We start from the raw sequence: 13,865 nt of genomic DNA, 5'->3' as shown, positions 1-13,865 counted from the left end.
TAAAGTTCATGACTTAGTCGGCGTCTGCTGTCTCCGAATACAGCGCCTGCGCCAGGTCGCGGACTGCATCGGCGGTGCGCGGGCCAAAGCCGACCATATAGGCGCCGTCCAATACGATCAGCGCCTTTGCCTTCGCCGCCGGCGTGGCGCTCAGCGCGCGCGTGGCGAACACCTGCTCGGCGGTGGGTCCGCCCTTGCCGTCGCTCATCATCAGGATGACGTCGGGCGCCATTTCGATCAGCTTCTCCTCCGACGCTGCCTTGTAACCCTGCATTACGGCCATCGATTGATGCCGCCGGCATAGCGGATGATCGCGTCGGCCGCAGTGCCCGCACCGGCAGCACTCAGCCGCACGAGGCCGTGGAAGAACACCACCTTCTTGCGGCGCTCGGCCGGCATTTTCGCGGCCAGGTCGGCAGCGGCCTGGAAGGCGTCGAGCACTTGCCTTGAAACCTTCCTGCCCTTGTCCTCGAGGTGGAGCGAGGCAGCGATCAACGTAATCTTGTGGTCGATGCCTTGAGGACTGTTGTCTTCCGGGACAAGAACAATCGGGATCGCCAGCGATTTGAGCACTTCGATCGCCTCCGGCGGCCCACTGTCTTCGGCCGCCAGGATCAGGTCCGGGCGAAGCGCGACCAAGCCTTCGGCGGACAACTGCGCCGGTAGCCGACATTGGGCTTTTGCGCGACGGAAGCGGGATATTTGCTGCCGCGATCGACGGCGATGATCCGCTCGCCGGCACCCAGCGCATCGACGATCTCGGTAACATCGGAACCGAGTGTCAGGATCCTGGTTCCCGGACCGGTCGCGACGGTGCGCCCCGATGCATCGACAATCGTCTCGGCGGCCAGCGCCTTGAAGCCGCAAGACGGCGCAAGAGCAGAAAGCGCCAGCATCAGCACCGCCACCATCCCGCCCAATTGAAACCAGCGCGTCTGCCTCCACCGTCTACCGCTGCAGACCCCGCCGTTTCGCTGCTCCATTTTAGATAATTCGGTCATGGTCGCGGCCTGTAAAATTAAGTTGACTATTATCATCATGTTTTAATAAGTAGCCCTGCCCGGCCCGCGTGTCGAGGCTTCTCCATCATGCCAGCCAGGGCCAACGGCCGCCGCCAGCAATCTTTGCTTTTCCGGGGCTGCACGCATGAAACTGACAAGCAACAAAACCTTGATGGCGTGCACCGCGCTCGCCTTCGCGCTCGGCCTGTGTGCCGCGCCGCCCGCCGCAGCACAGGAGCCGGAGAAGAAGGGCGCCGCCGCCAAGGCCGACCGGCCGGTCAAGCCGCCCCAGCAGGCCAGGACTGGGCAGAACGAGCCGACCGTGCTCGACCTGATCACCATCTCGGCGACGATGATCAAGACGGCGATCATCGAATCGATGGCCGCCATCAGCGCCGTCGATCAGGAAGAACTCGAACGCATCCAGCCAGACACCGCCGCCGACATGTTCCGCACCACGCCCGGCGTTGCCGCCTCGATGAACGGCGACGATCCGGCGACCGCCATCAACATTCGCGGCCTCGAACAATATGGCCGCGTGGTGGTGACGCTCGACGGCGCCCGCCAGGATTACTGGCGCGTCGGCCACGGCTCGGGCTCATTCTATGTCGAGCCGGAACTGATCAAGGAAGCGACCGTCATTCGCGGCCCGGTCTCGAATGCCTATGGTTCGGGCGGCATCGGCGGCGTCGTCTCCTTCGAAACCAGGGATGCCGGCGATTTCCTCAAGCAGGAGGAACGCTGGGCGCTGAGCGAAAAGCTGGGCTATGAGGGTAATGGCGACGGCTTCACCACCAGCACCACCGGTGCCTACCGTTTCAGCGACGACGCCGACATCATCGGCAACGTCATTTACCGCGACCGCGACAGCTACACCGATGGCAATGGCGACACCGTGCCATGGACCGGAGAGAGCATCACCAGCGGCTATGTGAAGGCGACCCTGCGGCCCGCCGACGGCCACGAGCTCAAGCTCGGCGCGATCCTTCAGCGCTACAGCGACCAGGTCACCGGATCGAGCGGCTCGACCTCGCCGACGCTGAGCCGCTACGACACCGACACGACCAACCAGACCTACACGGCTGGCTATACGTGGAGGCCGGACGACAACGAGCTGGTCGACCTCAGTGTCAACGCCTACCACAACCGCACGCGCGCCGAGCAGACGCAGGTCTGGCCGGCAACGGCGATCGGCAACTTCCGCTACTACGACGTCGCCACGAGCGGCTTCAACCTGAAGAACTCCTCACGCTTCGATGCCTGGGAGATCGCTCACACCCTCACCTACGGCCTCGATTACTACTATCTGAAGGCTTCGTCGGACGCCGCGCATTTCGGCGCCGGCGAACAGCAGGGCTATGGTGGCTTCCTGCAATGGCAGGGCGACTATGAGAACTGGCTGCAGCTCATCGCCGCCATGCGCTATGACGGCTATCAACTCGACGGTGAGACAAAGACCGTGCCGCCGGCGGAAGCCTCGATTTCCGGCGACCGCTGGTCGCCGCGCCTCACCGTCGGGTTAACGCCATTGGAAGGTTTCCAGCTTTACGGCACCTATTCGGAAGGCTACCGGGCGCCGGGCCTGCAGGACGTCTACCGCGGCGGCGGCGCGCATGGCGGCGGCGACAGCTACCAGCCCAACCTGCTTCTGCAGCCCGAAACGGCGAAGAACTGGGAAGCCGGGATCAATCTTAGATATGACGATGTGCTGGCCGCGGGTGACCTGTTTCGTGCCAAGGTCAACGTCTTCCACACCGCCGTCGAAGATTATATCGACGTCGACCTCACTGTGTTGCCGCGCACGGCGATCAACATCGGCGACGCACGGCTGAAGGGCATCGAGGCCGAGGCCGTCTACGACTATGGCTGGGGTTTCGTGAACCTCGCCGGCGCCCTGATCGACGCCAAGGTCGTCAGCGGCGTTTACTCCGGCCAGGCGCTGAACAACACGCCGCTCGACCGCTTCTCGGCGACCGTCGGTTTCCGCATGCTGGAGGACCAGTTCACCGTCGGTGCGCAATATCTCAGCGTCGGCAAGATCACCCGGACAAGCCGCACCAACCCCGACGCGCCGCCCGTGGTCGATGAAGGCTTCGACCTGGTCAACGTCTTTGCCAACTGGCGCATCAATGACCATGCCAAGCTCGATTTCGGCGTCGATAACGTCTTCAACACCGCCTACACCGACCCGCAAAGCGCCTGGTCGACGACGGCGGCAACGGAACAGGGCAAGGGCCGCACCTTCAAGGTGGCGCTCACAGGCAGGATCGGAGGTTGAGAATGAGGCAAGCATCAGCGAGCGGACTGGCCTGCGAAGCGCGCTTGAACCTGCGCAACCTGCCGCATTACATCGACCGCATCAGCGACAGGCTGCAAAGCTTCGATGCCGATGCCTCGCGCGAGGGGCAGCGGCTCGACTTCCGCTTCGCCTTCGGCGACGCGTCCCTTGACATGGAGCGGCTGGTGATGCGGGCCAACGCCGCCGACCGCGATGGGCTGGCCCGCATCAAGGACCTGCTGGCTACCGCTGTCGAAGTCTATGCCAAGGAAGAAAAACCCGAGATCGTCTGGACCGGCGATCTCGCCGAAGAAACCCGCCTTGCGCAGTTCCGTGAGATGGTCGTCACCCAGGTCGGCGACCTGACCCCGCATATGCGCCGCATCCGCTTCGCCGGCGAGGATTTGACGCGCTTCGCAAAATTCGGCGGCATGCATATCCGCATGCTGTTCCCGACCAGGGATGTCCCCGATCCGCTCTGGCCCGTGCTTGGCAGCAATGGCTTGCCGGCCTGGCCCTCGGACGACAGGCGCCCGGTAGCGCGCGTCTATACCATTCGAGCCCTCGACGTCGAAAACGGCATCATCGACGTCGACTTCCTCATCCATCCCGGCGACAGCGTCGGCGCCTGCTGGGCCATGCAGGCGGCGCCTGGCATGAAGATCGGCATCATGGGGCCGGTCGGCCGTCCGGTACGACCGGCATCATGGTATCTCATGGGCGCCGACGAAACCGGCCTGCCGGCGCTGGCCCGCATGCTGGAGACGCTGCCCGCCGAGACCAAAGGCGTGGCCTTCATAGAGATCGCCGACGACGGCGAACGGCAGGCCATCGACAACAAGACCGGTATCGAGCTGCATTGGCTGCCGAGAAATAGCGTGCCGGCCGGGCTCGACGACAGGCTGGCGCGCGCCATCCGGTCGGTCGCATGGCCGACCGGTTCGGCATTCGGCTGGTTCGCGGCCGAAGCAGCCGCCGCCAGGACCGTGCGCGAACACTGGCGTGGCACGCTGACGCTCGGCCGCAACGAAACATTGGCGGCAGCCTACTGGCGGCGGGGCGCGGCGGGACTGATGGCCGGCTAGATCTTGCTCACCATCGCTTGGGCATCTTCGCCCAGATCGATTGCGATCCGGTCGTCGGAGACAATGCCTGATATCTCGCAGACGACCAGCGGCATGCTGATTTCATAGAGGAATTCGGCAACGATGGCGCCGACGGCAAGGATCGGGTCCGGCCGCTCCAGGATAATGCCGGCCGGCGCCGTGCCCCTGCGGATCGCTTCGGCCAGAACCGAAGACGAGGACGACGACCCCCGCCCGCTCGGCATCACCAGGATCTTGCCGGCGATGTTGCCGCCGAGGTTCGGGTGCGAATGGTCGATGATGTCGCCCGTTTCGACGTCGATTCCACCCCAGAAGCTGAGCGCCTGCGAAAGCACCAGCGCCGGGCCTTGTGCCGAGCCGGCAAGGTGGAATGTACCTGTTCTGTCCGGCCCCCTCATGGCGCGCCTCGCACGACGCGGCCGGCAGCAGCCGAGCGGACGCAGTTTTCCATGTCACCGAAGGCCACCGAGACACCGATATTGCCAGGTGCGTAATGCGCCCATTTGCCCGAATTGGTCATCACCACACCGTCGAGCCGCTCGATGATCGTGGTGACGTAAGTGCAGGTGTCGGCGACCGGAACGAGGCCGAATGCTCCCATGCCGGCCAGTGCGCCTTCGTCCTGCAGCCGCGCCAGGGTGGCACGCCCTGTGTTGACATAGATCGGAACGCCTCTGCCCGGCGCGACCTCGCGCAGCAACGGCAACAGGCGCATCCATTCCTCGTAGGAGAAATGCGGCGTGCCTAACGAGACGGCGGCAAGCAGCACACCGTCGGGGACGCTCGATAGCCTGGCCAGAGCATGGTCGATGTCGGCGCAGCTGATACGGATTTTTTGCTCCGGCACCAGGCCGTGCAACGCCTCATCGCGGGTCTTCGCCTCCGGTGTGATGCCGACGGCATGAAATAGCGCCACCGCGCCCGTCGTTGCCGCCGCCGCCCCCAGCGCCTTCAGTTGGTCCTCGTCGCGCGGCGGCGGCAGGCCCGATATCACCGGAATGCGGTCGCCACTCCTTTGCCCGACGATCAGCCCGACGCCGACAAACAGGGCGTCGGTAGGCTCGAGGCCGCCAGTCAGCTCGAACAGTACCTGGCCACGCCGGTTTTCGATCAGGTGCAACCCCCAGGCTGGCGCGCGCCCGGTGATTGCGCAGCACAAATCGATAAAATCGCCATAGCGGTTGGTCCGCGCACCGATCACCGAATTGGCAAAGACGATGGCGTTGGATTCACCCCAGGCAATCTGCTCGCCAAACCCTGGCCGAAACCGCGTCTGATAGGGCGCGCAGGTGAAAGTCGCCTGGCAGCCGAGTTCCAGATGCGCCTTCATCAGACGGCGCGCCGGCACTTCTTCCGCGGCTGTCATCTTCACCAGTCCAGGATGGATCAGATCGAACGAGCCGACATTCAGCGTCGTTGGCACTCGAACGCGGCCGCCGCCCTCGATCAGCCTTTCGACGAAATCGAGGCTGGCCTGGCCGTGATAGAGGCAGCCGTCGATATGGGCACCGGCAATGTCCAGCAATTTGCGCGCGTCGACCGCCTTCGCGAAGGCGACCAGGATCTTCATGGCGGCAGCCGCTGCCGAGCCTTGCTCGCCATGCAGCATCGACTGGTCGCCCGCATTCAATTCAAGGGGCATCGAGCATTCCGCTTCGGAGTTTGCCCGACCATGCTTTCCCCGATTGCCGACCGCCTGGCAAGACTGAAGGATTGGATCTGCTAGCTCGCGTCGATCAGCACCGTACTCTCGGACGACCAGCGCAGCACCACCTGTTGTCCTTCCGCCAGCTTTTCGATGCCGGTGTTCTGCACGATGACCTTGATTGTCTGGCCATCGCGATCGACAAAATATGTGCTGTTGTTGCCGGCGAAGATACGCTTGGAGACCCGCCCCGTGAGTATGTTGGCATGGGCTCGGTCCGGAACGCCGGCATTGGTGGCGATGCGGATTCGTTCGGGCCGCACGGCGCAGCTCGCCTTCATGCCGGCGACAAGCGTAACCCCCGCGCTTGCGGCAATCCCCGTTCCGTCAGGCAGCCGGATGCCCGTACCAGTGGCGTTGCCGCGAAGGATGTTCGCGTCGCCCAGGAAGGTGGCGGCAAACTCACTCTTCGGCCGATCGTAGATCTCCTCGGGCGGGCCTTCCTGCACCAGCTTGCCATCGCGCAGAATGCCGATGCGGTCGCTCATCGTCAGCGCTTCTTCCTGGTCGTGGGTGACGAAGATCGTGGTGATGCCGATCTCGCGCTGAATACGCTTCAATTCGATTTGCATGTCCACGCGCAGCGCCTTGTCGAGCGCGCCGAGCGGCTCGTCGAGGAGAAGCACGCGCGGCGTGGTGACGATCGCGCGAGCGAGCGCCACCCGTTGGCGCTGGCCGCCGGAGAGCTGGTGCGGCCGGCGACCACCGAGCGTGCCGAGTTGCACGAGGTCGAGTGCGCGCTGCACCTCGCTGGCAATCACCGCCTTGGGCTCGCCGCGCACCGACAGTCCGAAGGCGACATTGTCGGAGACGCTCATATTGGGAAAGAGCGCGTAGTTCTGGAACACCATGCCGATGCGCCGCTTCTCCACCGGCACCCGCTCAACACTTTCGCCGCCTATGGAGATGCGACCAGAGTCGGGAAAGTCGAAGCCTGCGATCTGGCGCAGCAGCGTGGTCTTGCCGCTGCCGGAGGGACCGAGCAGGGCGTAGAAGCCGCCGTCGGCGAAATCGATCGAGACATCGTCCAGCGCCTTGTGCGCGCCAAAACTGCGCGACACATTCGATACCTGCACGCCCGCCATTATTTCTCTCCGCCGAATTTGAAGAAGCGCGCCGTCAGCAGCATCAGCGCCATCGACACAACAATGATGATCGTCGAGACAGCATTGATCTCGGGCGTGAAACCCTTGCGGATCGCCGCGTAGATTTCGACCGGCAGCGTCGTTTGGCCGGGCGTCGACAGAAAGTAGGAGACGACGAACTGGTCGAAGGACACGGCGAAGGCGAACAGCCCGCCGGCAATGACGCCCGGCATGATCCAGGGCAGCGTGACGCGGTTCGTCACCTGCCATTGATTGGCGCCGAGCGAGCGCGCCGCCTCTTCGAGCTCTGGCGCAAATGTCTGCAGCCGGGCCGAGACGACGACGATGACATAGGGCAGCGCCAACGCCACGTGGCCGAGCAGGATGGCATGCAGCCCGCGGCCGATGCCAACGCCGAAAAAGAAAATCAGCATCGCCGTGCCAGTGATCAGCCACGGTATGGCGATCGGCGGAAACAGCAGCGCCTGCAGGAATTTCTTACCGCGGAAGTCGTAGCGATAGAGCCCTAGCGACGCCGCGGTGCCGAGCGCGGTGCAGATGATGGTAGTGATGACGGCGATCTCGACGCTGTTTCGCGTGGCCGCGATCAGCTGATTGTTCTGCCAGAGCGAGGCATACCATTCCGTCGTCCACTCGAACGGCAGTTGGTAAAAGGGCGAGACGTTGAATGACATCAGCGCCATGATGATGATGGGCAGGTACAGGAAGGCGAGCAGCATCAGAATGTAGACCCGGCCGAGCCATTCCAGGATTCGGGTCGTCGCCACTAAGCGGCCCTCCGCAGCACCGGCGAAGTAACCGCCAGGATGACCAGCACCACAGCCAGCAGGATGAAGGACAGTGCGGCACCCAGCGGCCAGTTGAACACGGCAACGAACTGGTCCTCGATGACAGTGCCGTAGAAGGTGCCGGTGCGGCCGCCGAGGATGCGCGGTTCCATGAACGAGCCAACGACCGGCACGAAGATGAGTACTGCGCCCGCCACTAGCCCCGGCATCGACAGCGGAATGATGACCCGCTTCAGCACCTGCAGCCGCGAGGCGCCGAGCGAGCGCCCAGCCTCGATCAGCGAGTCATCGATGGCCTGCAGGGTCAGATAGCAGGTCAGCACCATGTAAGGCACGTAGGAGTGCACCAGCCCGATGATGACGGCCGGATAGGAATACATGAGATCAATGTTGATCTTGAACGGCAGCACGGCGTTGAGCGCTGTGTCGAGAATGCCCCCTTCACGCAGCACCATCGCCCACGAGAAGATGCGCACCAGCCCGTTCGACCAGAACGGCAGGATGACGAGCAGGAAAATCGCCTCGCGGCTGCGGCCTTTCAGCACCTTGGCCAGCACGTAAGCGGCGGGATAACCGATGACGATGCACCACAGCGTCACCTCGAGGCCGAGGCGCAGCGAGGCCACCAGCAATGTCAGGTAAAGGCTTTGTGAAAAGAAGGCGGCATAGTTTTCGAGCGTGAATGCCCACGGCTTTCCCGATAGCGGCAGATCGGTCATGAAGGAGAAGAAGACCATGGCCGAGAGCGGCAGGAAAATTGCAACCGTCAGCCAGAGATAGGCAGGCGCCAACAGCGGCAAGGCCGATCTCAGCCCGCTGCGCGACGCGGCTGCGATCTGTACTGCCATGACATCTCCTCCCAGGATAGGAAGGATCAGCCGACATTGATGGTCGGCTGATCGCGGCTTCTGCTGTTACTTCACGTCGACCTTGAGCTGCTGCCAGAGCGCCAGATAGGTCTCGCGCTGCGCGTCAGTAATCGGCGCCTGGAACTGGATGCGCTTGGCGACTGCCGGGTCGCCCATCACCTTGCGGTTGAAGGAACCCTCTGGCAGCGCTTCGACCGCCTTGGTGTTGGCCGACACCGGCGCGCCGACCTTGGTAACCCATTCGACATAGAACTTTGGGTCGATCATGTAGTTGATGAAGGCTTGCGCCCCGGCGACGTTCTTGGAACCGACCGGAATGGAAAAGGCGTCAAGCCAGGCGACGGCACCCTCCTGGGGAATGACCAGCGAGACCGGCAGCTTGAAATGCGTCTTGGCGCGGTCGGCCGAGCCGCTCCAATAGGTGCCGATGTCGATCTGGTTGGAGGCAACCATCTGGTTCCAGTCGTTCTCCGAGCTCCAGAACGTCTTGATCTGCGGCATCAGCGAGGTCAGCTTCGCCTTGACCGCCTCCATGTCCTTGACGTCGTTGATGTTCTGGCCGGTAGCGATGGCGCCGAACTGCACGGCCTCGACGGCATCGTCACGGATGGTAACGCGGCCCTTGTGGGCGGGATCCCACATTTCGGCGATGCTGGTCGGCGGCTTGTCGAATGACTTGTCGTTGATGGCGAGCGCCGTCAGCCCCCAAACCCACGGCACCCCATAGACCTTGCCGTCATGGACAAGCATCGATGATCCGGCCTTGTCCTTGCTGATGTCGGCATAGTTCGCCAGCTTGGACGTGTCGATCGGCTGAATGAGCTTTTCCGCCATCGCCTGATCGTTGAAGGCGGCATTGATCATGACGACATCGTAAAGGCCGGGATTGGTCCTGAGCTTGGTCAGCATTTCCTGTTCGGAATTGAAAAAGTCGTTGACGACCTTGTTGCCGGTTGCCTTTTCGAAGGCGGCTATGGCCCAGGGCTCGTCGGCGCCATAGCCCTTCCAGTTGAGTACGTGCACCTCGTCGGCCCTGGCGGCCAGCGTAAGCGCCGAAGCGAAGACAGCGGTTGCCGTCAGAAAAGCAGTCAGTTTGGGCATGCGCATGTTCGTTCCTCTCATTGTTGCCCGGTTGGCGGGCTTGTTATCCCATTAGGCTGTCAGAAATGGGCCTCTTGTTTCCGGCCATGCACGGTCGTCGGTCGATCGTCATGGCTGAGGAATCGCTGGATCTCCTGGTCGTTCGGCGCCATCGACCCGCCATGGCGGGTGACCGAGAGCGCCGCCGCCGCATTGGCGTAACGCGCCGCTTCGAACGGCGACACGCCGTGCGAGAGCGCGCTGACGAAGGCGCCGATATGAGTGTCGCCGGCGCCGTTGGTGTCTACCGCCGCGACCTTGAACCCGGGCACATCTTGGGCGGTGCCGTCGGCCAGCCGCACGAAGCAGCCTTTTGCGCCAGCGCGGACGACCACGCCTGCCGCGTTGGGGCAGTGGCTGGCCAGCAGCCGGGCAGCAATAGCCTCGACATCGCCGGTGCCGGCGATCTCAGCCGCTTCGGCGGCGTTGCAGCTCAGCCAGCTCGTGCGCGCCAGCACCCGGTCGAGAATGGTGCGCGGAATGTCTGAAATGATCGGCGTCGGATCGAAGACCAAAGGAATTTCCGCCGGCAGCACCTCGATCCAGTCGACAAGCGCCTCTCGGCTTCCCGGATAGCTAACCGTATAGCCGGAGGTGAACACCCAGTCGCCCGGTGCGACCGAAATGAGCGCCATCATGTCAAGGCTGAGCAAACTCTCTGCACCAGGCCACGAGACAAAGGTGCGCTCGGCATCGCTCGAGATCATGGCGACGCAATTGCCACTGTCCAGAACCGGCGATGCCCGCGTCAGTGTCTCGATCCCCTCCGTGGCTAAGGCCGCGCGCAGGAAGTCGCCATTGGGTCCGCTGCCGAGCTGGCCGCCGAACACCACCTTCATGCCGGTGCGGCTGGCCGCGACCATCATGTTGAAGCCGCCGCCGGCGACTTGTGCAAAGCTCGATGCGGTCTTCTCCGTGCCCGGTGCCGGCAAGGCATCGATGCGGTAGACATAGTCGACTACCGCGCTGCCGATGTGGACGAGACGCCCGCTCATGCTGCCGCATCCTTGCCGGACCTGCTCTTCGCCGTCCGCAGGGCGACCAAGTCGGCGGCGAGCGCGCGCACCCGCCCAATGTCTAGGCCTTTGATCCGGGCGATGTGTTTTTGTGGCAATCGGGAAAAGCCGGTGCAGGCACCGGCCATGCCGGCCGCGATGGCGCCGATCGTGTCGGTGTCGCCACCGAGATTGGCGCTGATGACTGCCGCTTGCCAGGGATCGCCGCCGGCGACTTCCAGCACCGCGAATGCAGCCGGAACGGACTCCTGACTGGCGACGCCGGTGCCGACCAAATCGGTGATCAGCCGGATCGCGTCGCTCGTCTCCTTGCCGCGTACGAGCTTCTGCGCCCACCCAATGCGCGCGGCGATGTCACCGCCGGTCACCCAATAGCCGAGCGTTGCCCCGTGCCTCGCCCCGGCGATGGCTCTGTCGGAAGCGGCGCGCCAGTCACCGCCAGCGATGCCGCGACTGATGGCGGCAGCGACCGCTGCGGCCGAAGCGATTGCGATTGACGTGTTGTGCGTCGCCCTGCAAGTTTCGGCCACTTTGCCGACCAGTGCGTCAAGCGGCTCTGGCGGCATCATGATGCCGACTGGCGCGATGCGCATGGCTGCACCATTTGTGTCGCCGCTGCGTCCCGCTTCCTCGGCTGGCATACCGTTATTGATGGCGTCGATGGCGCGTTTGGTTGATGGTCCCAGCAGATCGTAGCTGCCGCGCGCCTTGACATCGCGTTCCCAGTCGAGCAGCGCGTTGACCCACCGCGCATGGTCGAACCGGTTACCGGATTCGACCAGGATACGGCCAAGCAGAAGCGCCTGTTCTGTGTCGTCGGTGATCGTCCCGGCCGGGAGTCCCTTCGACACCGGATGGTCGGCGAAAGGAGCAATGAAGTCCTCGACATGACCGTAGAGTTCGGCAATCCGCGCCGGCGACAAAAGCTGCGTCGGCATTCCCAGCGCATCTCCCAGTGCCCCGCCCACAAGCGCTCCCATGGCCCGATCGGTTATGTTCCCGGTGTCGTCCGGCATCACTCAGAACCTCATATGCAGCGCAAAATGCGCCGGGTTGAGCAGGCTGGTCACATATTCGATCGGCCGGTCATCGGCGGCGCGGGTCAAGCGGCAACCGCGCAGGAACGGCGTGCCTTGCGGGCAGCCGAGGATTGCGGCGTCCTCTGGGTTGAGCATTTCGATGCCGACCCATTCCTCGCCATGGTCTGGAATGAGACCGGCGCCGCGGAGCGTCTGGTGGAGCGAGCCTTCGCGCAGACCGCGTAACGGCACGTCCTCCAGTTCGGGTGACAATGGCAGGCGGCTGCGCTCAATGGAGATAGCGTGGCCGTCGCTGGCATTGGTGCGCACCCGATCGACAGCGATGAAAAACGGGTTTTCTATACCAAGCAGTGCGGCAAGATCAGGGTCCTCGATCACCTCGAGCCGCAGCGTCCGCGTCTCGGCATTTGCGCCGGCGTTGGCGAGCGCCCGCGACCAACCGATTGAGTCATCGACGGGCTTGCCATCGAAGGTGACGAAAGAGCCGATGCCCACCTTGGTGGTGATCAGCCCGCGGCTGGACAGTTCCTCGAGGCCCTTGCGAACGGTGTTGCGGCTGACGGAGAAACGCTGGACGAGCTCGTTCTCGCTTTGCAACCGGTCGCCGAAGCCCAGAACACCGGAGCGGATTTCATGTTCGAGAACCGTGGCGATCTGTTCGGGCTTGCCCGTACCGGGAGACGATGGGACCACGCGGCGGACCATAGGCATACCTGTTCATTGCACCTGTATAGTCCTGTGCAATGTATCTGCAACGCCAGCTCTGTCAACCGACGGCGGAGGGGCCACACAGATAAACCAAGCTGCTTGATGATACCCAGCGGCCGTGAAGGCCAGCGAGGTGCGGCGGGCGAACGGGGTCGCTGGAGATTCACTGTTCGCTGCTGGAAGACCCCTCGGCTGCCCCGTCACCATCGGCAGAATGCGGCAGAATGCCGAAGTCGCGCGACTTGGTCCCATGCGCCGCCGTCAGGAAGCCATCGGCTGTGAGGCCTCGCCTCAAAAGTTCGCGTACCGCAGCCGACCGGCTCGGCATGCGCTTGTCGAAGCGCCAGTTCTCCAATGCCGCCAGTTCATCGACGGTCAGCATGATCTGCAATCGTTCCGGGCGTTCCAGTTCGGACATCTCGGCCTCCAGCCATACCAGGCTAAAATTAGCTGAGTTAGTATGTTCCTAATTCTTTGTAGAGTTAGGTATATTGGCAGAGTACGTCAAGACCTCCAGATGCATGATCCGTGCAGAAGTCCGATGAAGCGGATTAAGCATCAAATGGGCAATCAACAAAATACGCTAACTACTTGGCACAACACGATTTTTGATGATTTTCGCTTGCCAATCGCGGACCCTGGGCGCATGGTAGAACACGAGGGACAAACCGCTCCCGAAAGGAAGGTTTTCCATGCGCTACGGATTTTCGGTTCGCCTGCACGAAGACGTCAGTTCCCGAGTCCGAGCTACATTGCGGTCCGGGATTGCCATCAATCTGACTGCTGTCGCCGAAGCCGCGCGACTGCAGAACCTTGCCGAGAATGTTGCGCGCGAAGACATCGAATGGCTCGTCATGCAAGCAGCCCAGCTCCAAGGCGCAGCTATCGAGTTCGACGGCTTCGCGGAAACCGATCTGGCGGAGTTCGCGTGCCCCGAACCGATGCAAAGCAGTCCCGCGCTGGGTCGGGACGCCTTGGAGGGCGGGGTGACCGTTTCGCCGGATTTTGGCCGTCAAACGCATTGAGGCGCGTGCTCTTGTGAGCCCCCGTCATGCTGCCGCCACGTGCTCGGCAAAAAGCCCGCCATAATGGCGGGCTTTGGACTGAT

The 13,865-nt window shown here is 63.2% G+C and carries 16 protein-coding genes; 3 read left to right on the top strand and 13 right to left on the bottom strand.

The annotated features are described in order from the left end of the window. Nucleotides 1–13: 13 nt before the first annotated feature. From NKH91_RS20720 to NKH91_RS20710, 3 genes are read right to left on the bottom strand one after another with little or no spacing between them, the layout of a single operon-like run. Complete coding sequence (locus tag NKH91_RS20720; RefSeq protein WP_352481603.1) at nt 14–283, bottom strand: hypothetical protein; 270 nt, start codon at nt 281–283, stop codon at nt 14–16. After that, complete coding sequence (locus tag NKH91_RS20715; RefSeq protein ID WP_352481604.1) at nt 274–639, bottom strand: ABC transporter substrate-binding protein; 366 nt, start codon at nt 637–639, stop codon at nt 274–276. Before NKH91_RS20715 ends, NKH91_RS20720 begins: the two co-directional genes overlap by 10 nt. After that, on the bottom strand, nt 615–896 hold the full coding sequence (locus NKH91_RS20710; RefSeq protein WP_352481605.1) for a hypothetical protein: 282 nt from the start codon (nt 894–896) through the stop codon (nt 615–617). Before NKH91_RS20710 ends, NKH91_RS20715 begins: the two co-directional genes overlap by 25 nt. Nucleotides 897–1,146: 250 nt before the next feature. Here NKH91_RS20710 and NKH91_RS20705 point away from each other — a divergent pair, with 250 nt between their 5' ends. Next, the gene (locus NKH91_RS20705) at nt 1,147–3,279 is read left to right on the top strand and encodes a TonB-dependent hemoglobin/transferrin/lactoferrin family receptor (protein WP_352589779.1); all 2,133 of its coding nucleotides are present in this window, start codon (nt 1,147–1,149) and stop codon (nt 3,277–3,279) included. A gap of 2 nt (nt 3,280–3,281) precedes the next feature. Further along, nucleotides 3,282–4,364: an SIP domain-containing protein gene (locus NKH91_RS20700; RefSeq protein WP_352496041.1), complete on the top strand. Its 1,083-nt coding sequence runs from the start codon at nt 3,282–3,284 to the stop codon at nt 4,362–4,364. Here NKH91_RS20700 and NKH91_RS20695 read toward each other — a convergent pair. The 10 genes from NKH91_RS20695 to NKH91_RS20650 all read right to left on the bottom strand — a co-directional run bounded on the left by NKH91_RS20695 (nt 4,361) and on the right by NKH91_RS20650 (nt 13,175). Beyond that, a complete protein-coding gene (locus tag NKH91_RS20695) occupies nt 4,361–4,783 on the bottom strand; it encodes an aconitase X swivel domain-containing protein (RefSeq protein WP_352496040.1) in 423 nt (140 codons plus the stop codon). The genes NKH91_RS20700 and NKH91_RS20695 overlap by 4 nt on opposite strands. Then, nucleotides 4,780–6,027 (bottom strand): aconitase X, encoded by a 1,248-nt coding sequence (locus tag NKH91_RS20690; RefSeq protein WP_352884869.1) that lies wholly within the window; start codon nt 6,025–6,027, stop codon nt 4,780–4,782. Before NKH91_RS20690 ends, NKH91_RS20695 begins: the two co-directional genes overlap by 4 nt. A gap of 80 nt (nt 6,028–6,107) precedes the next feature. Further along, complete coding sequence (locus tag NKH91_RS20685) at nt 6,108–7,175, bottom strand: ABC transporter ATP-binding protein (RefSeq protein ID WP_023721291.1); 1,068 nt, start codon at nt 7,173–7,175, stop codon at nt 6,108–6,110. After that, on the bottom strand, nt 7,175–7,963 hold the full coding sequence (locus NKH91_RS20680; RefSeq protein WP_031194613.1) for an ABC transporter permease: 789 nt from the start codon (nt 7,961–7,963) through the stop codon (nt 7,175–7,177). Before NKH91_RS20680 ends, NKH91_RS20685 begins: the two co-directional genes overlap by 1 nt. Beyond that, nucleotides 7,963–8,832 (bottom strand): ABC transporter permease, encoded by an 870-nt coding sequence (locus NKH91_RS20675; RefSeq protein WP_352481611.1) that lies wholly within the window; start codon nt 8,830–8,832, stop codon nt 7,963–7,965. Before NKH91_RS20675 ends, NKH91_RS20680 begins: the two co-directional genes overlap by 1 nt. Nucleotides 8,833–8,898: 66 nt before the next feature. Beyond that, complete coding sequence (locus NKH91_RS20670; protein ID WP_352481612.1) at nt 8,899–9,960, bottom strand: ABC transporter substrate-binding protein; 1,062 nt, start codon at nt 9,958–9,960, stop codon at nt 8,899–8,901. 53 nt (nt 9,961–10,013) lie between these two features. Further along, the gene (locus NKH91_RS20665) at nt 10,014–10,988 is read right to left on the bottom strand and encodes a PfkB family carbohydrate kinase (RefSeq protein ID WP_352481613.1); all 975 of its coding nucleotides are present in this window, start codon (nt 10,986–10,988) and stop codon (nt 10,014–10,016) included. After that, the gene (locus tag NKH91_RS20660; RefSeq protein WP_023721296.1) at nt 10,985–12,025 is read right to left on the bottom strand and encodes an ADP-ribosylglycohydrolase family protein; all 1,041 of its coding nucleotides are present in this window, start codon (nt 12,023–12,025) and stop codon (nt 10,985–10,987) included. Before NKH91_RS20660 ends, NKH91_RS20665 begins: the two co-directional genes overlap by 4 nt. 3 nt (nt 12,026–12,028) lie before the next feature. After that, nucleotides 12,029–12,754: a GntR family transcriptional regulator gene (locus NKH91_RS20655; RefSeq protein ID WP_023721297.1), complete on the bottom strand. Its 726-nt coding sequence runs from the start codon at nt 12,752–12,754 to the stop codon at nt 12,029–12,031. Between the two features lie 166 nt (nt 12,755–12,920). Then, complete coding sequence (locus tag NKH91_RS20650) at nt 12,921–13,175, bottom strand: hypothetical protein (protein WP_023721298.1); 255 nt, start codon at nt 13,173–13,175, stop codon at nt 12,921–12,923. 274 nt (nt 13,176–13,449) lie between these two features. On the opposite strand from NKH91_RS20650, the gene NKH91_RS20645 reads away from it, so the two are divergent. Further along, the gene (locus NKH91_RS20645; RefSeq protein ID WP_023721299.1) at nt 13,450–13,782 is read left to right on the top strand and encodes a hypothetical protein; all 333 of its coding nucleotides are present in this window, start codon (nt 13,450–13,452) and stop codon (nt 13,780–13,782) included. Nucleotides 13,783–13,865 lie beyond the last annotated feature (83 nt).

The organism is Mesorhizobium sp. M0894 (genome assembly GCF_040319725.1).
Lineage (GTDB): Bacteria > Pseudomonadota > Alphaproteobacteria > Rhizobiales > Rhizobiaceae > Mesorhizobium.
Note: the sequence above shows the minus strand (reverse complement) of the source record. Positions and strands in the feature narration are given on the sequence as shown.